This window comes from Nitratidesulfovibrio sp. D1 (assembly GCF_051133415.1).
Lineage (GTDB): Bacteria > Desulfobacterota > Desulfovibrionia > Desulfovibrionales > Desulfovibrionaceae > Cupidesulfovibrio.
Genome location: NZ_JBPGNZ010000010.1, coordinates 1 through 19,651, shown reverse-complemented (window position 1 = coordinate 19,651; position 19,651 = coordinate 1). Strand labels below are relative to the sequence as shown.

Annotated in this window: 17 protein-coding genes, 1 tRNA gene and 1 rRNA gene; 10 read left to right on the top strand and 9 right to left on the bottom strand. The window is 70.1% G+C overall.

What is annotated here, in order from left to right; translation table 11 throughout:
* Positions 1-730: 730 nt before the first annotated feature.
* Complete coding sequence (gene trpB, locus ACR4XJ_RS16005) at positions 731-1,915, bottom strand: tryptophan synthase subunit beta (protein WP_434756146.1); 1,185 nt, start codon at positions 1,913-1,915, stop codon at positions 731-733.
* A 382-nt stretch (positions 1,916-2,297) separates the two neighbouring features.
* Between trpB and mtnA the strand changes: the two genes are divergently transcribed.
* The 4 genes from mtnA to ACR4XJ_RS15985 all read left to right on the top strand — a co-directional run bounded on the left by mtnA (position 2,298) and on the right by ACR4XJ_RS15985 (position 7,372).
* Positions 2,298-3,350 (top strand): S-methyl-5-thioribose-1-phosphate isomerase, encoded by a 1,053-nt coding sequence (mtnA, locus tag ACR4XJ_RS16000; RefSeq protein ID WP_434756145.1) that lies wholly within the window; start codon positions 2,298-2,300, stop codon positions 3,348-3,350.
* Between the two features lie 52 nt (positions 3,351-3,402).
* Positions 3,403-4,164 carry a Crp/Fnr family transcriptional regulator gene (locus ACR4XJ_RS15995; protein WP_434756144.1) on the top strand — a complete coding sequence of 254 codons (762 nt, stop codon included), beginning with the start codon at positions 3,403-3,405 and terminating at the stop codon, positions 4,162-4,164.
* 323 nt (positions 4,165-4,487) lie between these two features.
* Positions 4,488-6,377 (top strand): anaerobic carbon-monoxide dehydrogenase catalytic subunit, encoded by a 1,890-nt coding sequence (gene cooS, locus ACR4XJ_RS15990; protein WP_434756143.1) that lies wholly within the window; start codon positions 4,488-4,490, stop codon positions 6,375-6,377.
* A gap of 152 nt (positions 6,378-6,529) precedes the next feature.
* Positions 6,530-7,372 carry an ArsA-related P-loop ATPase gene (locus tag ACR4XJ_RS15985; protein WP_434756142.1) on the top strand — a complete coding sequence of 281 codons (843 nt, stop codon included), beginning with the start codon at positions 6,530-6,532 and terminating at the stop codon, positions 7,370-7,372.
* A gap of 124 nt (positions 7,373-7,496) precedes the next feature.
* On the opposite strand, the gene ACR4XJ_RS15980 is transcribed toward ACR4XJ_RS15985, so the two are convergent.
* The 5 genes from ACR4XJ_RS15980 to ACR4XJ_RS15960 form a co-directional block, all read right to left on the bottom strand.
* The gene (locus ACR4XJ_RS15980; RefSeq protein WP_434756141.1) at positions 7,497-7,922 is read right to left on the bottom strand and encodes a DUF309 domain-containing protein; all 426 of its coding nucleotides are present in this window, start codon (positions 7,920-7,922) and stop codon (positions 7,497-7,499) included.
* Positions 7,923-7,997: 75 nt separating this feature from the next.
* Positions 7,998-8,819, bottom strand: coding sequence for a TatD family hydrolase (locus ACR4XJ_RS15975; protein WP_434756140.1), 822 nt, complete (start codon positions 8,817-8,819; stop codon positions 7,998-8,000).
* A 12-nt stretch (positions 8,820-8,831) separates the two neighbouring features.
* Positions 8,832-9,956: a glycosyltransferase family 1 protein gene (locus tag ACR4XJ_RS15970; protein WP_434756139.1), complete on the bottom strand. Its 1,125-nt coding sequence runs from the start codon at positions 9,954-9,956 to the stop codon at positions 8,832-8,834.
* A 160-nt stretch (positions 9,957-10,116) separates the two neighbouring features.
* Positions 10,117-10,614 (bottom strand): YchJ family protein, encoded by a 498-nt coding sequence (locus ACR4XJ_RS15965; protein ID WP_434756138.1) that lies wholly within the window; start codon positions 10,612-10,614, stop codon positions 10,117-10,119.
* A 61-nt stretch (positions 10,615-10,675) separates the two neighbouring features.
* Positions 10,676-11,044 carry a NifB/NifX family molybdenum-iron cluster-binding protein gene (locus ACR4XJ_RS15960; RefSeq protein ID WP_434756137.1) on the bottom strand — a complete coding sequence of 123 codons (369 nt, stop codon included), beginning with the start codon at positions 11,042-11,044 and terminating at the stop codon, positions 10,676-10,678.
* A 295-nt stretch (positions 11,045-11,339) separates the two neighbouring features.
* On the opposite strand from ACR4XJ_RS15960, the gene ACR4XJ_RS15955 reads away from it, so the two are divergent.
* From ACR4XJ_RS15955 to ACR4XJ_RS15940, 4 genes are all read left to right on the top strand, one after another.
* Entirely contained in the window at positions 11,340-11,738 is a 399-nt protein-coding gene (locus ACR4XJ_RS15955; protein ID WP_434756136.1) for a PilZ domain-containing protein, read from the top strand.
* Positions 11,739-12,353: 615 nt separating this feature from the next.
* Positions 12,354-12,788 carry a hypothetical protein gene (locus ACR4XJ_RS15950; protein WP_434756135.1) on the top strand — a complete coding sequence of 145 codons (435 nt, stop codon included), beginning with the start codon at positions 12,354-12,356 and terminating at the stop codon, positions 12,786-12,788.
* Between the two features lie 314 nt (positions 12,789-13,102).
* Positions 13,103-14,380, top strand: coding sequence for a serine--tRNA ligase (gene serS, locus ACR4XJ_RS15945; RefSeq protein ID WP_434756134.1), 1,278 nt, complete (start codon positions 13,103-13,105; stop codon positions 14,378-14,380).
* Between the two features lie 61 nt (positions 14,381-14,441).
* Positions 14,442-14,517, top strand: a tRNA-Lys gene (locus ACR4XJ_RS15940).
* 89 nt (positions 14,518-14,606) lie between these two features.
* Here the strand turns inward: ACR4XJ_RS15940 and ACR4XJ_RS15935 are convergent.
* Together ACR4XJ_RS15935 and ACR4XJ_RS15930 are read right to left on the bottom strand one after the other, a co-directional pair.
* Positions 14,607-17,210, bottom strand: coding sequence for an ABC transporter permease (locus ACR4XJ_RS15935; RefSeq protein ID WP_434756133.1), 2,604 nt, complete (start codon positions 17,208-17,210; stop codon positions 14,607-14,609).
* Positions 17,207-17,959, bottom strand: coding sequence for an ABC transporter ATP-binding protein (locus ACR4XJ_RS15930; protein WP_434756132.1), 753 nt, complete (start codon positions 17,957-17,959; stop codon positions 17,207-17,209). The genes ACR4XJ_RS15935 and ACR4XJ_RS15930 overlap by 4 nt, the downstream gene beginning before the upstream one ends.
* Between ACR4XJ_RS15930 and ACR4XJ_RS15925 the strand changes: the two genes are divergently transcribed.
* Together ACR4XJ_RS15925 and ACR4XJ_RS15920 are read left to right on the top strand one after the other, a co-directional pair.
* Positions 17,934-18,668 (top strand): arylesterase, encoded by a 735-nt coding sequence (locus ACR4XJ_RS15925; protein WP_434756131.1) that lies wholly within the window; start codon positions 17,934-17,936, stop codon positions 18,666-18,668. The genes ACR4XJ_RS15930 and ACR4XJ_RS15925 overlap by 26 nt on opposite strands.
* A gap of 95 nt (positions 18,669-18,763) precedes the next feature.
* Positions 18,764-19,402, top strand: a complete 639-nt coding sequence (locus ACR4XJ_RS15920) for a thermonuclease family protein (RefSeq protein ID WP_434756130.1) — start codon at positions 18,764-18,766, stop codon at positions 19,400-19,402.
* Positions 19,403-19,546: 144 nt separating this feature from the next.
* Here the strand turns inward: ACR4XJ_RS15920 and rrf are convergent.
* Positions 19,547-19,651: ribosomal RNA gene (rrf, locus tag ACR4XJ_RS15915) — 5S ribosomal RNA — on the bottom strand; the annotation flags it as partial.

The window sequence follows — 19,651 nt, the reverse complement described above, 5'->3', positions numbered from 1 at the left end:
GCACGCCGCCAGCGTTCAATCTGAGCCAGAATCAAACTCTCCAGTTGAAAAACTGAAGTCGCACGAACGCACCGTAATTGGCGCACCCGCACGATTGATCATATCGTAAAGGCTGATTCCTTCCCGACTCGCTATTTACTTGTCAAAGAACCATGGTCTTTGGAGCCCGGTCTCGAAACCAGGCATGAACCCGGTCGCTTGGACCTGCGGAGCCATCGCTCCGCCGTGCCGTCGACCTTGTCGCGGCGCGGACGGCCTTTTTGCCGCATCCCGCATCCGCTGTCAACGCCCTTTTTCACTTTTTTTCGTGGCCGGTCGATGTTGCCAGTGCGGCGTATCGTCCGGCGGGGCCTGCAAGGTAGAAAGAGCACTCCGCGCGGAATCCCGAATGGCGGCGCGCTGTTCGCGCGCTGTCGCCGGTCGTCGGCGCGGAAGCGGGTATCTATGCGTATCGCCCGCCAAGGTCAACAACCTTTTTTCAGGCAGCGCGCATTTTACAGGCAACACACTGAATTTGCAGATGTAAAAACTTGCAGCCGGTTGCCGGGCAGGCCCCGCGCCCGCCCGGCAACCGGCGAGTCCCAGATGGTGTCGTCACGAGTAGGATTTTTGCTGTCTGCCGAGGAAGAATGATTTTTTATGGAGGGAGTATACTCTGATGGTATTCGACCGGAATAAAAAGCCATTCTGACGCAGGCAGACAGCAAAAGGACACTCGTGTCGACACCATCTACAGCGCGGGCGGGGTGACCAGCCCGGCGCTGACCATTTCCTCCACCTGGGCCACGTCCTTGTCGCCCCGGCCGGACAGGTTCACCAGGATGATGGCGTCCCTGCCCATGGCCGGGGCCAGCTTCATGGCGTGGGCCAGGGCGTGGGACGATTCCAGCGCGGGGATGATGCCCTCCGTCCGGGACAGGACGAAGAAGGCGTCCAGCGCTTCCACGTCGGTCACGCTGGCGTACTCGGCGCGGCCCATGTCCTTGAGGTGGCTGTGCTCCGGCCCCACGCCGGGGTAGTCCAGCCCGGCCGAAATGGAGTACACGGCGGCCGGTTCGCCCGTTTCGTCCTTGAGCATGTAGGAGTGGAACCCGTGCATGACGCCCGGCGAGCCCATGCACAGGGTGGCCGCGTGGTCGCCGTAGGTCAGGCCGCGCCCGGCCGGTTCCACGCCGATGAGCCGCACGCCCGCATCCCCGATGAAGTCCGCGAACAGGCCGATGGCGTTGGAACCCCCGCCCACGCAGGCCACGGCGCAGTCGGGCAGGCGGCCTTCGGCCTCCAGCATCTGGGCGCGGGCCTCGCGCCCGATCACCGACTGGAAGTGCCGCACCATGCGCGGGTAGGGGTGCGGCCCCACGGCGGAACCCAGCAGGTAGAAGGTGTTCTCCGCGTCGCCCAGCCAGGCGGCCAGGGCCTCGTCCACGGCCTCCTTCAGGGTGCGCTGGCCGCTCATGGCGGGCACCACGTCCGCGCCCATCATGCGCATGCGGAACACGTTCAGCTTCTGGCGCTCCATGTCCTCCGCGCCCATGTGGATGGTGCAGCGCATGCCCATGAGCGCGGCAGTGGCGGCGGTGGCCACGCCGTGCTGGCCCGCGCCCGTTTCCGCGATGACCTTCTTCTTGCCCATGCGTTTCGCCAGCAATATCTGGCCGATGGTGTTGTTCACCTTGTGCGCGCCAAGGTGGTTCAGGTCTTCGCGCTTGAGGTAGATCTTCGCCCCGCCCAGGCGCGCGGTAAGGTTGGCGCACAGGAACAGCGGCGTCTGGCGGCCGGAATAGCGGGTCAGGTAGTAGTCCAGCTCGGCCAGAAAGTCCGGGTCGGCGTGATAGCGCTCGAAGGTGGCGGCCAGTTCGTCGAGCACGGGCTTGATGTGCTCCGGCACGTACTGCCCGCCGTAGGGGCCAAACATGCCGTCCAGCGCAGGGGGAGACGCCAAGGGAGACGCCGGACGGGAGGCGGCGGTGCGGGCGGCCACGCCGCCGTCGGAGGCCAGGGACACGAAGCCGGGCAGGCCGGGCCGGGAAGACTGCGAAGAAGTGCCGGACATGAACGAAGCTCCTCTTGCTGTGCGCGGGACTGTATGAAGAATACGGTGTGATGGAGTGCTCATGCCGCGAACCGGGCTGGCTGTCAATAATTGTATACAGTATGCGAAATGCGGCGACACGGTGCCGACGCACCCTTGCCGAGTCGCCTCCGGGACGGTACACCCGGCGGGGGAAGGTTCTTGCCGCGCCCCGCGCGCCTTGCCCGTCACGCCCCACACCACGCGCCCATTCCACGGAGGCCCCATGGAACACCATATCCGCTACGACGCCGCCCAGCGCGCCCTGATCCTGCTCGACCAGCGGCTGCTGCCCATCCGGCAGGAAGAGTTCGTCTGCCGGACCACGGAAGACATCGTCACCGCCTTGCAGGTCATGGTGGTGCGCGGGGCTCCGGCCATCGGCGTCACCGCCGCGTGGGGCTGCGTGCTGGCCGCCTACGAGGCCGCCGAGGCGGGCGACCACTGGCACCCCGTGCTGGACGGCCTGCTGGGGCGCATCGCCGCCGCGCGGCCCACGGCGGTGAACCTGCGCTGGGCCGTGGACCGCATGCGCAAGGTCTGGAAGACCGCCGGGCACGCGCCCTTCGCCACGCTGATCTCGCTGTGGGAATCGGAGGCGCGGCGCATCCACCGCGACGACATCGAGATCAACCGGGCCATGGGCCGCCACGGCGCGGCCCTGATCGACGACGGCGACACGGTGATGACCCACTGCAACGCGGGCGCGCTGGCCACCGCCGGGTACGGCACGGCGCTGGGGGTCATCCGGGGCGCGGTGGACGCGGGCAAGAACATTTCGGTCATCGCCAACGAGACGCGCCCCTTCCTGCAGGGCGCGCGGCTGACCGCCTTCGAGCTGCACGAGGACCACATCCCGGTCACCGTGGCCTGCGACAACGCCTGCGGCCACCTGATGCGCAAGGGCATGGTGCAGAAGGTGGTGGTGGGGGCCGACCGCATCGCCGCCAACGGCGACGCCGCCAACAAGATCGGCACCTATTCCGTGGCCCTGCTGGCCCGCGAGCACGGCGTGCCGTTCTACGTGGCCGCGCCGCTGTCCACCATCGACAGGGACACCCCCGACGGCGACCACATCCCCATCGAGGACCGCACCCCGCGCGAGGTGACCCACGTGGGCGACACCCAGGTCACCCCGGACGGGGTGCCGGTGTTCAACTTCGCCTTCGACGTGACCCCGGCCGCGCTCATCGCGGGCATCGTCACCGAGGTGGGCGTGCTGCGTCCGCCATACGCGGAGAGCATTGCCGAGGCGTTCCGCAAGGCGGGGCTGGAGTAGCCGCCGCCCCCCGACGGCGGAACGCCCGGAACCTTCCTCTCAGGAGTCTTCCATGATGATGAAACTCTCCGACGTCGACCTGCTGGAAGCGCTGGAGCGCCCCGAATGCGCCCCCCTGCGCGAGATGTTCGCCGTGCGCCGGGTGGCGCGCGGGCAGGGCATCTTCTGGCCCGACGAGCAGGAAGACCTGGTGCTGGTGGTGAAGTCCGGGCGGTTCCGGGTGTACCTTTCGTACGGCGGCAAGGAATTCACCCTGGCCTTTCTGGAGCGGGGCGACATCTACAGCAGCCACACCGGGGCGCACGTGCAGGCCCTGGCCGACGGAGAAGTGCTGCTGGCCGACACCCGCGCCTTCCGCCGCCGCATGACCGACCTGCCCGAGGTTTCGGCCATCATGGTCCGGGTGCTGGGGCAGATGCTGCGCTCCACCTTTTTCCTCATCGAAGGGCTGGTGTTCCGCGACAGCAACACCCGCCTGGCCGCCCTGCTGCTGGAACAGGCGGAACGGGCGGGCTCCGGCGACGCGCCCCCCGATGCCCCCAATGCCCCCGATGCCCCCGGCACTCCGGACGCCCACGCCCATGCGCCGGACAAACGGCACGCCATGCCCCCCCGGCCGGTGCAGCCCGGCAGCGGCCAGATCATCCGGCTGGACCTGACCACGGAACAGCTGGCGGGCATGGTGGGGGCCACCCGCCAGACCGTGTCCACCCTGCTCAACGACATGATCCGCTCCGGCATCCTCGACCGCATGGGGCGCGGAACCTACCGCGTGCGCGACATGGACCGGCTGCGCGAACTGGCCAGCGCGTAGCCCGGCCTGCTTCCGCGCCGTCCCGTTTTTCACCGGCCCTCCCGGCTTTCCTGTCTTTTCCCGTCCTCCCTCCACCGGCTTTCCCCCGGCTTTTCCCGCCGTTCTTCCCGCCCACCCCTTTTTTTCGCAACTTCGCGCCTTCTGTCGGCTAGCCGACATACTCCAGCGCCCTGCCGCGTTACGTTCGCGCCATACAGTGCCGCCCGCGCGCAGGAGAGGACGCGCGGGGGCGGCGGATGCGTCCGCACGCGTCGCGGGAAACGGCAGCGGACGTGGTGCAACCGCAGCGGCCCCGTGCGGGGCCACGGCCCAGGGAGGGCAACATGAATTCCGGAACACCCGACAACGAGCGCACCTTGTGGGAAGACGCGCGGCAGATGCTGCGCAAGGCGGACGCCGAAAACATCCCCACCGCGTGGGACCGTCTGCGCGAGCAGACGCCCCACTGCAAGTTCTGCGAGCTGGGCACCACCTGCCGCAACTGTGTCATGGGCCCCTGCCGCATCGCCAACCGCAAGGACGGCAAGATGCGCTACGGCGTGTGCGGGGCGGACGCCGACGTCATCGTGGCCCGCAACTTCGGCCGGTTCATCGCGGGCGGGGCCGCCGGGCACTCGGACCACGGCCGCGACCTCATCGAAACGCTGGAAGCCGTGGTGGAAGGCCACGCCCCCGGCTACGCCATCCGCGACGAGGCCAAGCTGCGCCGCATCGCCGGTGAACTGGGCGTGGCCGACGCGGACACCCGCCCCACCCTGGACGTGGCCCGCGACCTTGTGGAGGTCTGCTACGCCGACTTCGGCAGCCGCCGCAGGGAACTGGCCTTCCTGAAGCGCGCGCCCAAGGCCCGCCGCGAAGTATGGGAACGCCTGGGCATGACCCCGCGCGGCGTGGACCGCGAAATCGCCGAGATGATGCACCGCACCCACATGGGCTGCGACAACGACCCCGCCAGCCTGCTGACCCACGCCGCGCGCACCGCGCTGGCCGACGGCTGGGGCGGGTCCATGATCGGCACCGAGCTTTCGGACATCCTGTTCGGCACCCCCATGCCCCGGCAGGCCACCGTGAACCTGGGCGTGCTGCGCGAGGACGCCGTGAACATCCTGGTGCACGGCCACAACCCCGTGGTGTCGGAAATGATCCTTGCCGCCGCGCGCGAGCCCGCGGTGCAGCAGGCCGCGCGCGATGCCGGGGCCGCCGCCGTCAACGTGGCCGGGCTGTGCTGCACCGGCAACGAACTGCTGATGCGGCAGGGCATTCCCGTGGCGGGCAACCACCTGATGACCGAACTTGCCATCGTCACCGGCGCGGCCGACGCCATCGTGGCCGACTACCAGTGCATCATGCCGAGCCTGGTGCGCATCGCCGCCTGCTACCACACCCGTTTCGTGACCACCTCGCCCAAGGGCCGGTTCACCGGGGCCACCCACATCGAGGTGCACCCCCACAACGCGCAGGAAAAGTGCCGCGAAATCGTGCTGCTGGCCATCGATGCGTTCACCCGGCGCGACCCTGCGCGGGTGAACATTCCCGTGCAGCCGGTGCCCGTGACCACCGGCTTCTCCAACGAGGCCATCCTGGCCGCGCTGGGCGGCACCCCGGCCCCGCTGCTGGATGCCGTGAAGGCCGGGCAGATTCGCGGGTTCGTGGGCATCGTGGGGTGCAACAACCCCAAGATCATGCAGGATTCCGCCAACGTGGGGCTGGCGAAGGAACTCATCCGCCGCGACATCATGGTGCTGGCCACCGGCTGCGTGACCACGGCGGCGGGCAAGGCCGGGCTGCTCATGCCGGAAGCCGCCGACATGGCCGGGCCGGGCCTTGCCGCCGTGTGCAAGGCGCTGGGCGTGCCGCCGGTGCTGCACATGGGCAGCTGCGTGGACAATTCGCGCATCCTGCAACTGTGCGGCCTGCTGGCCGACGCGCTGGGCGTGGACATCAGCGACCTGCCCGTGGGGGCCTCGTCGCCGGAGTGGTACTCGGAAAAGGCGGCGGCCATCGGCCTGTACGCCGTGGCCAGCGGCATTCCCACCCACCTCGGCCTGCCGCCCAACATCCTGGGCAGCGACGTGGTCACCGGCATGGCCGTGGACGGCCTGAACGGGCTGGTGGGCGCGGCGTTCATGGTGGAGCCGGACCCGGTGAAGGCGGCGGACCTGCTGGAGGCGCACATCGTGGAGCGGCGCAGGAAGCTGGGCCTTTCCGCGTAGGGCCGCGCACGGCACATCGACTCCCCTCTCCCGGCGGCGCGGTCACCGGCCCGTGGCCGCGCCTTCCCGCACCGGGACGGGCCGGGGCAGGCACACCCTGCCCCGGCCCTGCACCGGGCGGCGACATTTCCTTCGGCATCACGGAGGCACGCATGAAACTGGCATTCGCGGGCAAGGGCGGCGCGGGCAAGACCACGCTGGCGGCCTGGACGGCGGACTATCTGGCCCGGCACGGGCACGACGTCTGGATGATCGACGCGGACACGGCCCTGTCGCTGGGAAGGGCGTCGGGCCTGCCGCGCGACGGGCTGCCCGCGCCGCTGGTGGACCGGCACGACCTGATCATGCAGCGCATCGGCACGGGCATGATCAGCCTCACCCCCGAGGTGGGCGACCTGCCTGAAACGCTGGCGGTGGACGTGCCCGTCGGCGGCCCCGCCACGCCGGGCGTCGTGCCGGGGCGCAAGCGGCTGCTGGTCATGGGATCGGTGGCCGGGGCCGGGGGCGGCTGCGCCTGCGAGGCCAACGCCCTGCTGAAAGCGCTGCTGGCCCATCTGGTGCACGACCGGCGCGAATGGGTGCTGGTGGACCTGGAGGCCGGAGTGGAACACCTTGGCCGGGGCACCGTGGCGGCCGTGGACGGGCTGGCGGTGGTCAGCGAGCCGGGGCTGCGCAGCCTGGAAACGGCGGCGGACATCGCCCGGCTGGCGCACGGCCTTGGCCTGCACCGCCAGGTGCTGGCCCTGAACCGGCTTGCCGGACCATGCGCCGCCTGCGCGGAGGATGGCTATCTGCCCCAACTGCCCCGGCTGCCCGATACCCCGGAACTGGCCGGGCTGCCCGATGCGCGGGTGGGCGTGCCCGCCCTGCCCGGCCTTGCGGCGCGCATGCTGGACGACGCCTGCGTCACCGGCCTGCCGGAGCAGGCGCTGGTGGACCGGTTCATCGCGCGGCTGCTGGAAGGCTTCGGGCACACGGCGGGGATCACGGACTGAGCGGGACCGAGCGAGCCGGAGCGGGCCGGAAAAAGGGCGGTACCGGACGCGGCCCCGCGCAACTCCCCATTAAAAATGACCAACGCCGGGCACTCGCGTGTCCGGCGTTCTCATTTTCCGTGTCTCAGTCCGCCCGCCGCACGCGCGGCAGCAGTTCCTTCCATTGTTCCGCGTCCAGCCGCTGGCCCGGCGGCAACGCGGCCAGCGTGGCGCGCAGGCGCAGGGCTTCGTCCCGCAGGGCCGCCAGGTCCACCCCGAACCACGCGGGCAGAAACGGGACAAGATGCCCGGCCCCGCGTTCCAGCAGGCGCAGCGCCCCGGCGTGGTTGCCGTTCTCCGCGTGCAGCAGGCCCACGGCAATCTGCAAAATGCCCTTGTACACGTCGCGCTCGGGCCGGGTCTCGTCCAGCCACAGATGTTCCAACACCTCGTGGCAGGTGAACCACGCCCCGGCCTCGAACAGGGCCAGCGCCCGGTCGAAGCGGCGGACTTCGTCAGGAGTGCGGCCGTTCGGGGGGCGGTCGCCGTCCCGTTGCGGATCATGGTCCATGAAGCCTCCCCGGCGGCGGCGCGCCGTCATAAAGGTCCGGGCATCCCGGAACGCGGCGGGCGGCTGTCGGCCCCGCTATACCCCGAAAAACCGCCGGGCGTTCTCCCCGGCCACCGTCCACAGTTCGGCGGTGTCCATGCCCCGCGCCAGGGCCACGGCCTGCGCGGTGAACACCATGTACGCGGGCTCGTTGCGCTTGCCGCGATACGGCACCGGCGACAGGTACGGGCAGTCGGTTTCCAGCAGCAGCCGGTCCAGCGGCAGCGCGCGCGCGGCCTCGCGCAGGGGTTCGTTGGCCGGGTAGCTGACCGGGCCGGGCAGCGAGACGTGCCAGCCGTGCGCCACGATGCGCCCGGCCTGCGCCGCGTCCCCGCCGAAGCAGTGCCACAGCAGCGGATAGCCGGAAAAGCCTTCCTCCTCCAGCACCCGCATGGTGTCGTCGAAAGCGTCGCGCGAGTGGATGACCACCGGCCGCCCCACGTCGCGGGCCATGGCCAGCTGGGCGCGGAAGGCCGCGCGCTGCACGTCGGGCGGGCAGTCGTCCCAGTAGAAGTCCAGGCCGATTTCGCCCACGGCGCGCAACCGCTCGTCCCGCGCAAAGGCGTCGCGCATGGCGGCCAGCGCCGCATCGTCGCAGGACTGCGCCTCGCAGGGGTGGACGCCGAGCAGAAAGAACACCTCGGGCCGGTGCGCGAACAGGTGGCGGTTGGCCGCCCATCGTTCCGGCCCCAGGAACACGTTGCCGAGCAGCGCCACCCCGGCGGCGCGGGCGCGGTCCAGCATGGCCTCGCGGTCGGCGTCGAATTCGCTGCCGTCGAGGTGGGCGTGCGACTCCACGCCGGTGCAGGGCAGCCCCAGGCTTTCCGGCGCGGGCCGCTCCGGTTTCTTCTTGGACATGATGCGGATTCCTTATTGTAATGACGCGCGCGCGGCGGGGAACAGTTCGTCCTTCTCCGCCCGCGCCCACAGGGCCAGCACCGCCTCGCGCTGGCGGTCCAGCGAGCAGGCCCGCGCCGTGGCAAGGCCCGCCCGGCGCAGCTCGGCCAGTTCCGGCCCGCCCGTGGCCGCAAGGCGCACGGCCCGTTCCAGGGCCAGCCCGGCGGCCACCACGTCGGCGTCGGCGGCGATGTAGCCGTTGGGGGGCAGCTCCATGCCGCCGCTTGCCGGGTCCGCTTCGGGGCCGCCCCCGGTCCACCACGGGGTCGCCCCGCCGGGCAGGGCCTGGCGCATGTAGTCCCACCCGCCGAACCCGGCGAAGCCTACCAGCAGGCAGCCGCTGGCCAGCGCCTCCAGCGGGGGCAGGGGGCAGCCCTCCGGAAATCCCGTGGCCAGGAACACGTGCGAGGCGCGCAGCAGGTCGGCCACCTCGGCCTGGGTGCGGCCATGAATCTCGCGCCACTCCACGTCAACGGAGGGCTCGCCGCGCGACGCGGCAAGCGCCAGCCGGGCGGCCAGCAGGTCGCGCACCTGCTGGGCCAGGGCGCGGTTCTTGCGCGGCATCCAGGCGATGCGCACCGGCCCCTGCGCCGGGCCATCGGGCACGGCCCCGCCGTCCCCGCCGTCTCCTCCATCCGGCCACGCCGGGCGGAACAGCGCAAGGTCGATGCCGGGGCGCAGCACCGGGGCCTCGCGCCCGGTCACCTCGCGGGTGTACCAGGCCACCGGATCGGACACGGCCAGGAACGACACGTCCAGTTGCGGCCAGGCCACGCCCGGCGGCAGCGCGGACAGCAGGTACGCCCAGTTCTGCACGTACACCACGCAGCGCGCGCCCGCGCGCAGGCCGGGGGCCAGCGCGTTGACCCAGCCTTCCGGCGCCAGCCACACGTCGCGCGGGGTCAGCGTGGCCGCCGCCTCGTCCCAGCCCAGTACCGGCGCGGGCGAGTTGTCCTGATCAAGTCCGGGCGCGCCCCCTTCGCGCGGGACGAGAAACACCGGGTACCCGGCGGCATGCAGGTGCGCGGCCATGCGGTACAGCACGGCGAGGCCCCCGGTCATGCGGGGCAGCGGCGGAACGAACAGGAAGGTGCGCATGGGCGATGCTCCGTTGTTGCGCGCAGCAAAGCAGATACCGGAGTGAAGGGCAAGGGGGCCGGGGAACCGGGGGCGGAAGGCGCGCAGAAAGAAAAAACGGACGCCGGGGACGGAAGGCTCTCCCTCCATCCCCGGCGCGCGAAATCAGGCGGCGGTCAGCCTACTTGCCGCAGCACTTCTTGAACTTCCTGCCGCTGCCGCAGGGACAGGGCTCGTTGCGGCCCACCTTGGGGGCTTCGCGGCGGAAGGGTTCCTGCCCGTGCACCAGGCCGTCGGCGTAGTACCACACGCCGTCCTCGCTGCGGAAGAAGCTGTCCTCGCGCAGTTCCTGGGGCACGCCGCCCAGCACGTAATGGGCCACGAACGAGACCTCGCCGGTCTCGTCGCCGGGCTGGCCGCCCTTCACGGAAAGAACTTCCAGGCCCTTCCATTCCACGGCTTCGGACCAGGCGCGCATCTCGTCGACGCTGACGTCCTCGCGCATGGCCGGGTGGGTGGAGGTGTCCAGATAGTCGAAAGCGTGCAGACAGTGGGCGGAGTAGCGCGAACGCATCAGCGCTTCCGCCGTGGGCGCGGGCTTTTCGCCGCGCACGTAGGGGCCGCAGCAGGCGTCCAGCGCAAGGCCGGAGCCGCAGGGGCAAAGCGTGGTCTCGGACATGTGGGTCGATCCTTCGGCCCGCCGCCCGACGCTTCGCCCCGCGAAGCCCGTCGGCGTTCCGCTAATGGTTACCGCAGCCGTGATGGCCGTGGGATGTACACAGTTCCTGCCGGTCGGCCAGGCGGCCCTCCAGCCAGTTCCGGGCGGCTTCATGCACCGGGCCGGACGCCCCGCGCACCACCTCGATGCCGTGGCGGCGCAGCGTCATCACGGCGCCTTCGCCCATGTTGCCGCCCACCAGAACGCTGACGCCAAGGTCCACCAGAATGGGCACGATGTTCGACTTGCACCCGCAGCCGGGGGGCGGCGTCAGGCGCTCTTCTTTCACAATGTTGCGGGTCTCGTCCACCGTCAGCAGGGTATAATACTCGCAGTGGCCGAAATGTTCGTCAATGACGCCGTCTCGCGAGGGCAAGGCTATCTTGAGCATGGACAGAATTCCTCCGTAACGGGTGTGGTTTCCGCCCTGATAATCCTTTGCCCCGGAAAGTCAATGACCGCTTACTTTCTTGCGCGCGGGCGACCACTCCAGGGGTCTGCGCCACGGGCCGCTGCCGCCGTCCGGGCCATCCCGCCACCCTGTCCCGGCCCGGCATGGCGCGGGGTGGCGCGGGGTGGCGCGGCACCCCCGCGTGTGATACCCTTGCTGTATGGCTCGGGCCGGAGGCCCACAGGAGCATAGCCCCCCGGCCTCATTTCCACCCCCGCCAGGAGACTTCGGGACCATGACAGACTCCACCAGCGACCGGCGCAAGCATTGCCGCCTTCCCAAGCCCTTTCCCGTCGAGGCCAGCGAGATCAGGTTCCCCCCGTCCAGCCAGGGCCGGTTCGAGACGCAGTGCTGCGACATCAGCGCCGGCGGCCTCAGCGTGCACAGCCCCCGCAAGTTCGAGCCGGGGGCCAAGTTGCAGGTGCGCGTGCACATCCCCACGCTGAACAAGTATTCGCCGGGGTTCTTCAAGGTGTACGAGAACGACGCCGACCAGTACCTCCAGGCCATCGCGGAGGTGATCCGGGTGGAATACTCTGCCGGGGGGTACCTGCTGGGGCTGAAGTACGTGGACGTGGACGAGGACGCGGCGCGCGCCGTGGCCAACCTGGTCAACAAGGCCGTACTGGGCTGACGCCCCCGTGCCGCAAGGCGCGAGCCGTCCCCTGTGCCGCATGGTACGGCCCGCCGCCCGGAACCGTCCCGCCACAACGCAGAACGGCTTGCGGACCGCCCGCAAGCCGTTCTGGAGGAAAAGCTGTCTGCAAAAGAAAGGAAGGTATCCGGGTTATAGCAACCCGCGTGCCAACACCGCCCCATCGGGCGGTGTTTCATTTTAATCCAGCAAGTCAACGATGTTACGGTTCCATCCCACTGGCCCGCCGGGCAGAAGGGCGCCTTTCGCAGTTTAAAAAATTGAACTCTGCCCGCCCGGCACTGCATACACTGTTTGCTCAGACATTTTTTCCGACCATTCCGCTCCGACCTGCCAGGCACGGACGACCCATCCCGGACTTGCTGATAATTCCTTATTTCACAAGGTATTGGGCGAGCGCTCACCCAGCCGGGGCAGGCCCGCAGGGGCCGGATTCAAAAAATTCTACCCCCACCTCGTCTCACTGAGCTTCCACTCTCAGCATTGACATGGGCCATCTCAACTCCCATAGTGAAGATAATGATTGACAGCGCAACCATGTAGGCTGTTCAATCAAACAGCACCCGGAACCACCCGGGACGGATACACTCTCTGATGGAGGTTTCGCAAATGCCCGCCCGTCATTCCAGCATCCCCGTGACGCGGCAGGACATCCAGCCTCGCAAGGACAGCGAGGCGGCCCTGTTCCGCAACCGGCTGAAGAAGATCGGCCGCATCCAGGACACCCGCACCCGCGCCCACCGCATCCTGCTGGCGCTGGGCTACGTCATCGCGCTGACCCCGCGCGGCGTGCCCGCGTTCACCCGTGCGCTGGTCCGCAAGGGCGCCAACGTGGTGGTGTGGCTTACCGACGAATCGCGCGAAGGCCTGCCCGCCTCGCTGCGCGGTCCCGCCTGGGCGGGTTTCTACGCCCGGGACGACAGCGACGAGATGGTCTACGACGAGGACTACCCCACCCTCATCGACTACCTGCGCGAACTGCATCCCGAACAGATGCGCGCCGCCCCCGAGGTCATGGCCGACAACTGACCGGCGTCCGCCCCGCGCGCACGGGGACAGCCTGACGGCAGGGTCTCGCCGCCCTCCGTCGGGTTGGCCCGGAACGAGCCGCCCCGGAAGGAGCCCCCGGGAGAAGTCCCCCGGAAGAAGTCCCACAGTTCCGCTCTGTCCGGCCACCAGTGGGCGCGGTCCGCAGCGCCCCCCGCCATCGCTTCCCCCCCATCCCCCGACCGGCCCCAGCCCCCTGCCGCCCCGCCGCCCCCGCCACGAGGACGTGCGTGTTGACGCCCCTCGCGCGATGCGGGTATTCTCCGGCGTCTTTTTTCCACAAGGAGAACCCCCGCATGCTCGATCTCAAGCTGCTCCAGCGCAGCCCCGAAGTGGTGGCCAAGGCCCTGGCCGACCGGGGCTCGTCGCTCGACATGGCCGAATTCACCGCCCTGGACGAACGCCGCCGCGCCCTGCTGGCCGAGGTGGAAGCCCTGAAGGGCGAACGCAACAAGGCCTCGGGCGAGGTGGCCCGCATGAAGCGCGCGGGCGAAGACGCCGCCCCGCTGCTGGAGCGCCTGTCCGCGCTGTCCGACCGCATCAAGGACCTGGACCGCGAAACCGAAGAGGTGAAGGCCGCCGTCAACGACTGGCTGCTGGCCGTGCCCAATATTCCCGACGCCTCCGTGCCCTTCGGCCGCAGCGAGGCCGACAACCCCGAGGTGCTCCGCTGGGGCGAGCCCCGCGCCTTCTCCTTCACCCCGAAGGAACACTGGGAGATCGGCACCGCCCTTGGCGGGCTGGACTTCGAGCGCGCGGGCAAGCTGGCGGGCAGCCGCTTTGCCGTGTACCGCACCTGGGCGGCCCGGCTGGAGCGCGCCCTGGCCAACTTCTTTCTGGATACGCACGTCACCGAGCACGGCTACGTGGAAATCATCCCGCCGTTCATGGTCAACCGCAAGACCATGACCGGCACCGGCCAGCTGCCCAAGTTCGAGGAAGACCTGTTCAAGCTCGAAGGATGGGACTACTTCCTGATTCCCACGGCCGAGGTGCCCCTGACCAACCTGCACGCGGACGAAATGCTGGACGAGGCGCAGCTGCCCATGGGCTACGCGGCCATGACCCCGTGCTTCCGCTCCGAGGCAGGCAGCTACGGCAAGGACACGCGCGGCCTGATCCGCCAGCACCAGTTCACCAAGGTGGAGATGGTGCGCTTCGCCCATCCGGACCGCTCGTTCGACGAACTGGAACGGATGCGCGGCCACGCCGAGGTGTTGTTGCAGCGCCTGGGCCTGCCCTACCGGGTGATCACCCTGTGCACCGGCGACATGGGCTTCTCGGCGGCCAAGACCTACGACATCGAGGTCTGGCTGCCCGGCCAGAACGCCTACCGCGAGATTTCGTCGTGCTCCAACTGCGGCGACTTCCAGGCGCGCCGCGCGGGCATCCGCTTCCGCCCGGCGGGCGGCGGCAAGCCCGAGTTCGCGCACACCCTGAACGGCTCGGGCCTGGCCGTGGGCCGCGCCCTGGTGGCCGTCATCGAAAACTACCAGCAGGAAGACGGCTCGGTGGTCATCCCCGAAGTGCTGCGCCCGTACATGGGCGGCATGGAGCGGGTGGCGGGGGGCTAGCCCCGACGCGCGGCAATCTTGACACGAGGCCGTCACAGGTCGTATAGGACCGTTCCCTTTCGGGTCGTTAACTCAGCCGGTAGAGTATCTGCCTTTTAAGCAGAGAGTCGCAGGTTCGATCCCCGCACGACCCACCACGAGGACGAAGGCCCCACGGAGACATCCGTGGGGCCTTTTCGGTTTCCGGCTCGGCGCGTCGAACGGCTTCCTTCCTGGTCGTTCCGCCCTACTCGTTCCTCAAATACGGCGCGGGCTTCTCCTTCAGGGCGCGGGCCGTGCCCGCCAGGCCGAACACCAGCGCAAAGGCCACGCAGGCGGCCACCGTGCCCGCCACCACGCCGGGATACACGGCAAAGGGCAGCTTCAGCAGGCCGCGCACGGCGGCCCATGCGGCCAGCGTGCCCGTGCCCGCGCTGAACAGCCCGGTGACCAGGCCGGTGGTCAGGAATTCCGTGACCAGGGCCAGCAGGATGTCGCGCCGGGTGGCCCCGCACACCTTGTAGATCACCGCGTCGTAAATGCGCCTCTGCCGGTCGGCCAGGATGGCCCCGGCCACCACCATCAGGCCCGTGGTCAGCATCACCCCGGCCATGGCCCGGAACATCACCCCCATGCGTTCCATGAGCACGCGCACCTCGGCCAATATCTCGCGCATGCTGATGGCCGTGACGTTGGGATGCGCCGCCGTCACCGTGCGGTACAGGCCGTCCATGCCCGCGCCGGTGCCGTAGGCCGTCACCACCCAGGTGGCCGGGGCGCGGTCCAGCAGGCCGGGCGCGAACAGCACGGCGAACTGCAACTGGAAGGTCATCCAGTCCACCTTGCGCACGTTGGCGATGGTGGCCGTCACCTCGCGGCCCAGGATGTTGAAGGTCAGGCTGTCGCCCACGGTCACGCCGAAGCCGCGCGCCAGATCGTCCGACAACGAGAGGATCGGCGGCCCGCTGTAGTCGGGCGGCCACCACGCGCCCGCCGTCAGTTCCGTGTCCGGCGGGGGCGTGGCCGCGTGGCTCAGGCCACGGTCGCCGCGCACGGCCCACTGGGCGTCGGGGGCCACGGCCACCTCCTGCACCGGCACCCCCTTGATGCGCACGATGCGCCCGCGCACCATGGGGCCGCGCTCCATGCGGGTGACGCCGGGCGCGTGGCCCAATTCCTCGAACTCCGCCACCTGGCCGGGCAGCACGTTGATGAAGAAGAACGCCGGGGCGTCGCGCGACAGGTCGCGGGCCAGGGACGCGCTGAGGTTGCGCTCCACCTGGGCGATGCCCACCAACGCGGTGAGGCCCAGCCCCAGGGCGAAGACCATGTTCACCGTGGGCGCGCCCGGCCGGTGGATGGACGCCAGCCCCAGCCGCACGCTGGGATTGCCCGCGTGGGGCGCGCCGCGCGCCCCGGCCCGCAGGCCCCAGGCCACCACGCGGAACACCGCGAAGCATCCCGCGCACCCGGCCATGAAGCCCCAAGCCAGCCGTGCGTCGGGCGTGAACAGCCACACCAGCCCGGCCAGCACGGCAAAGCCCAGCCCCACCAGCACCCGGCCCGCCGGGGTCAGCCCGTTGCCGCCGCCCGCCACGTAGCCCCGGAACAGGGTGGCCGGGCGCACCGCCCCGGCCAGCAGCAGCGGCCGCAGCGAAAAGGCCAGCAGGATGGCCAGGCCCAGCAGGGCCGCCCGCAGCAGGGGCGCGGCATGGACGGACGCATCCAGTTGCACGGGAATCAGCTGCCCGGTCAGCCCGGCGGCCAAGGGCGGCACGGCCGCGCCCAGGGCGCACCCGGCCGCGATGCCCGCGCCGCCGATGAGCAGTATCTGGAACAGGTAGGTCCACAGCACCGTGGCCACGCCGCCGCCCACGCACTTCAGCGTGGCGATGGAGGCCATGCGGCTGGCAAGGTACCCGCGCACCGCCTCCGCGATGCCAAGGCCGCCCACCAGCAGCGCGGCGATGCCGATGAGCATGAGGTCGGTGTCCACCCGGTCCAGCAGGTTGCGGATGCGCGGCACGGCGCGGCTGTACGATTCCACGCGCCACCCGGCGTCGGGAAAGGCCATCCGGGCCGCCTCGACAAAGGCGGTCACCGTGGCCTCGTCGGCAGAACGAAGCGGCGCGCTGGAGGGAGAAGCGCCGGGCGTCGCGGCGGGGCCGGGCAGGCGCACCCGCGCCCCGCTGGTCAGCAGGGTGCCGGGCACCAGCAGGCCGGTGCGGTCCAGCCCCTGCAAGGACATAAGCACGCGCGGCCCGTAGGTGATGCCCTGCACCACCCGGTCCGGCTCGCCCAGCAGCGCGGCGGCGATGCGGAAGCGCTGTGCCCCCACGGTGATCACGTCGCCCACCCGCACGCCGAAGCGTTCCAGCAGCAGCGGGTCCACCACGACACCAGGCAGGGGGGCACCGTCGCCTGCCGGGCCGTCGCCCAGCGCCGTGGCCAGCGGCAGGGGCGGGTCCAGAGTCACCGCGCCGTACAGGGGATAGGCCCCGTCCACGCCCTTCAACGCCACCATGGCGGTGTCCTCGCCGGTGGGCGCCGCCGACCGGGCCATGCCGCGCAGCGAGATCACCCGGCTCACCGTGCCGCGCGCGGACAGCCAGGCCAGTTCATCGTCCGAGGGCTGCTGCGTGGCGAATTCCACCGACGCGTCGCCGCCCAGCAGCGCCCGGGCGTCGCGCGCAAGTCCCGCCCGCACCGCCTCGGACACCGAACCCACGGCGGCAATGGCGAACACCCCCAGGAACATGCACCCCAGAAACACCGCCAGCCGCCGCTGGCCCGAGCGCAGTTCGCGCAGGGCCAGCCGGAAGGCCAGGCCAAGGTCGCGCGCGGTGATCATGCGCGCCCCGCGTCGCCGGGCGTGCCGGATGAGTCAGGTACGCCAGTCACGCCCGGCACGGCCGCCCCGTCCTCGCGCAGCCTGCCGTCCTCCATGCGCACCTGGCGTCCGCACTGGGCGGCCAGTTCCCGATCGTGGGTGATGAGCACCAGCGTGGTGGCCTGCTCCTCGCGCAGGCGGAACAGGTGTTCGATGACCCGGCGTCCGGTTTCGGTGTCCAGGTTGCCGGTGGGCTCGTCGGCCAGGATCACGCGCGGGGCGGAGGCAAAGGCCCGCGCCAGGGCCACGCGCTGCTGCTCGCCGCCGGAAAGCTCGGCCGGATAGTGCCGGGCGCGGCCCTCCAGCCCCACGGCGGCCAGGGCGGCCAGGGCCCGGTCGCGCGCATCCGGGGCATGGGAAAATTCCAGCGGCAGGGCGGCGTTTTCCAGCGCGGTCATGGTGGGCACCAGGTGGAACGACTGGAACACGATGCCCAGATGCGCCCGGCGGAACCGGGCCAGGGCGTCCTCGTCCATGGCGTTCAGGTCGTGCCCGGCCACCTGCACCGCGCCGCTGCTGGGCCGTTCCAGCCCGGCCATGATCATCAACGTGGTGGTCTTGCCCGAGCCGGACGGACCCACGATGGCCACGGTTTCCCCGGCGTCCACGGAAAGATTCACCCCCCGCAGGATGTTGACCTGGCCGGAACCGCCCACTAGGTTGAGATGTATGTCGGAGAGCACAATGATCGGATCTGTCACGCGAATCACCTTTGGCGGCTGGGGTAGGGGCCGGGCTCTGGCCCCGGCGCGGTGGCTGGTTCTGTCGCTTTCGTTGGCGCTTGCGCTGTGCGCCCTGCCGGTGCTTGCCCCCGCGACGTCGGCGCGGGCCGCAAACGACGGCGGCAACTCCAGCATACCGCATATCCTCGTGCTGGGCGACAGTCTGGTGGCGGGCTACGGCCTAGGGCCGGGCGAGGCATTTCCGGAAATGCTCGGGGCCGCGCTGCACGCCAAGGGGCGGCCGGTGCGCGTCACCAACGCCGGGGTGTCCGGCGACACCTCCGCCGGCGGGCTCGCCCGCGTGGAGTGGTCGCTGGACGACAAGCCGGACCTGCTGATCCTGGAACTGGGCGCCAACGACGCCCTGCGCGGCCTGCCCGTGGACGACCTGCGCCGCAACCTGGCCGCCATCATCGAGGCCAGCCGCAAGCGCGGCGTGCGGGTGCTGCTGGCGGGCATGCACGCCCCCCGCAACCTCGGCCCCGACTACATCCGCCGCTTCGACGCGGTATACCCGGAACTGGCGAAGCACTACGGCCTGACGCTGTACCCGTTCTTTCTGGATGGGGTGGCCCTGGACCGCTCGCTGAACCTGCCCGACGGCATGCACCCCAACCCCAAGGGGGTTCAGGTCATCGTGGAGCGCATGCTGCCGGTGGTGGAGCGCGAACTGGACGTCTTGCGGACCGGAAACTGACCCGCATGCGCCTGCCTGCGTCCTTCCCGTTCCGGCGGCCCCGAAGGCCCGGCGGCTCTTCCTTCCCGCGCCTGCCGCGTGGCGTCCCGTGGCGCATGCTGGTCCGCCCGCGCTGGCTGCTGGGCCTGCTGCTTGTGCTGGCCGTCTGGACACTGGCCGGGCTGGAGCCCTGGCAGGGCCGGGTGGTCGCCGTGCCCGACGGTGACACCATCGTGGTGCGCGACGGGCAGGGCAACGACGTGCGCGTGCGGCTGTACGGCATCGATGCCCCGGAACTGCACCAGCGCGGCGGCGAACAGGCCCGCTCCGTGCTGATGCGCATGGTCATGGGGCGTCCGGTGTACCTCGTGACCATCGACCGCGATGCCTACGGCCGCGACGTGGCCCACGTGCGCACGTCCCCCTTTCCGTGGAGCAGGGGTGACGCCCACGGGGCGACGGATGTCGGCAAGACCGCGGGCTATGCCGCATCCTCCTCGGGGAACCGGTCCCGCGCCTTCCTGCCGCCGGAGCTTGCCGCCGCCACCAGCGGCGTCAGCAGCGACGTCAGCAGCGATATCAATGGCGACATGCTGCGCGCCGGGCAGGCGTGGTTCTATGGAGAATACTGCCGCCTGCCCTACCCCTGCCTTTCCTGGTACCTGACCGCCAGCAGGGCCAGAGAGACCAACATCGGCCTGTGGAAGACCACAAACCCCACCCCGCCGTGGGAATGGCGCAGGAAGAACCGGTAGGACGCCGTTCCCAAAGGGGGCCAACAAGAATCCCCCCCTCCCCCATCCCTGTGAACGCAGAAAGGCCCCGGCGATTGCTCAACCGGGGCCTTTGCGTGAAGCGGGTGGGAGGGTGCGGCGTGCGCGTCTCCCGGAAAGAAAAAGTGCTGGCATCGGCCTACTTTCCCACGCACGAATACGCAGTATCATCGGCGATGGAGGGCTTAACTTCCGAGTTCGGAATGGGATCGGGTGTACCCCCTCCTCCAT

Coding starts and splice junctions, on each gene's coding strand:
- ACR4XJ_RS15960 (WP_434756137.1), bottom strand. CDS start 11,044: ATGCTCAAGATAGCCTTGCCCTCGCGAGACGGCGTCATTGACGAACAT.
- ACR4XJ_RS15970 (WP_434756139.1), bottom strand. CDS start 9,956: ATGCGCACCTTCCTGTTCGTTCCGCCGCTGCCCCGCATGACCGGGGGC.
- ACR4XJ_RS15965 (WP_434756138.1), bottom strand. CDS start 10,614: ATGTCCGAGACCACGCTTTGCCCCTGCGGCTCCGGCCTTGCGCTGGAC.
- ACR4XJ_RS15975 (WP_434756140.1), bottom strand. CDS start 8,819: ATGTCCAAGAAGAAACCGGAGCGGCCCGCGCCGGAAAGCCTGGGGCTG.
- ACR4XJ_RS15920 (WP_434756130.1), top strand. CDS start 18,764: ATGCTGGTCCGCCCGCGCTGGCTGCTGGGCCTGCTGCTTGTGCTGGCC.
- serS (WP_434756134.1), top strand. CDS start 13,103: ATGCTCGATCTCAAGCTGCTCCAGCGCAGCCCCGAAGTGGTGGCCAAG.
- ACR4XJ_RS15935 (WP_434756133.1), bottom strand. CDS start 17,210: ATGATCACCGCGCGCGACCTTGGCCTGGCCTTCCGGCTGGCCCTGCGC.
- ACR4XJ_RS15925 (WP_434756131.1), top strand. CDS start 17,934: ATGATCGGATCTGTCACGCGAATCACCTTTGGCGGCTGGGGTAGGGGC.
- trpB (WP_434756146.1), bottom strand. CDS start 1,915: ATGTTTGGCCCCTACGGCGGGCAGTACGTGCCGGAGCACATCAAGCCC.
- ACR4XJ_RS15985 (WP_434756142.1), top strand. CDS start 6,530: ATGAAACTGGCATTCGCGGGCAAGGGCGGCGCGGGCAAGACCACGCTG.
- ACR4XJ_RS15955 (WP_434756136.1), top strand. CDS start 11,340: ATGACAGACTCCACCAGCGACCGGCGCAAGCATTGCCGCCTTCCCAAG.
- ACR4XJ_RS15980 (WP_434756141.1), bottom strand. CDS start 7,922: ATGGACCATGATCCGCAACGGGACGGCGACCGCCCCCCGAACGGCCGC.
- ACR4XJ_RS15950 (WP_434756135.1), top strand. CDS start 12,354: ATGGAGGTTTCGCAAATGCCCGCCCGTCATTCCAGCATCCCCGTGACG.
- mtnA (WP_434756145.1), top strand. CDS start 2,298: ATGGAACACCATATCCGCTACGACGCCGCCCAGCGCGCCCTGATCCTG.
- cooS (WP_434756143.1), top strand. CDS start 4,488: ATGAATTCCGGAACACCCGACAACGAGCGCACCTTGTGGGAAGACGCG.
- ACR4XJ_RS15995 (WP_434756144.1), top strand. CDS start 3,403: ATGATGATGAAACTCTCCGACGTCGACCTGCTGGAAGCGCTGGAGCGC.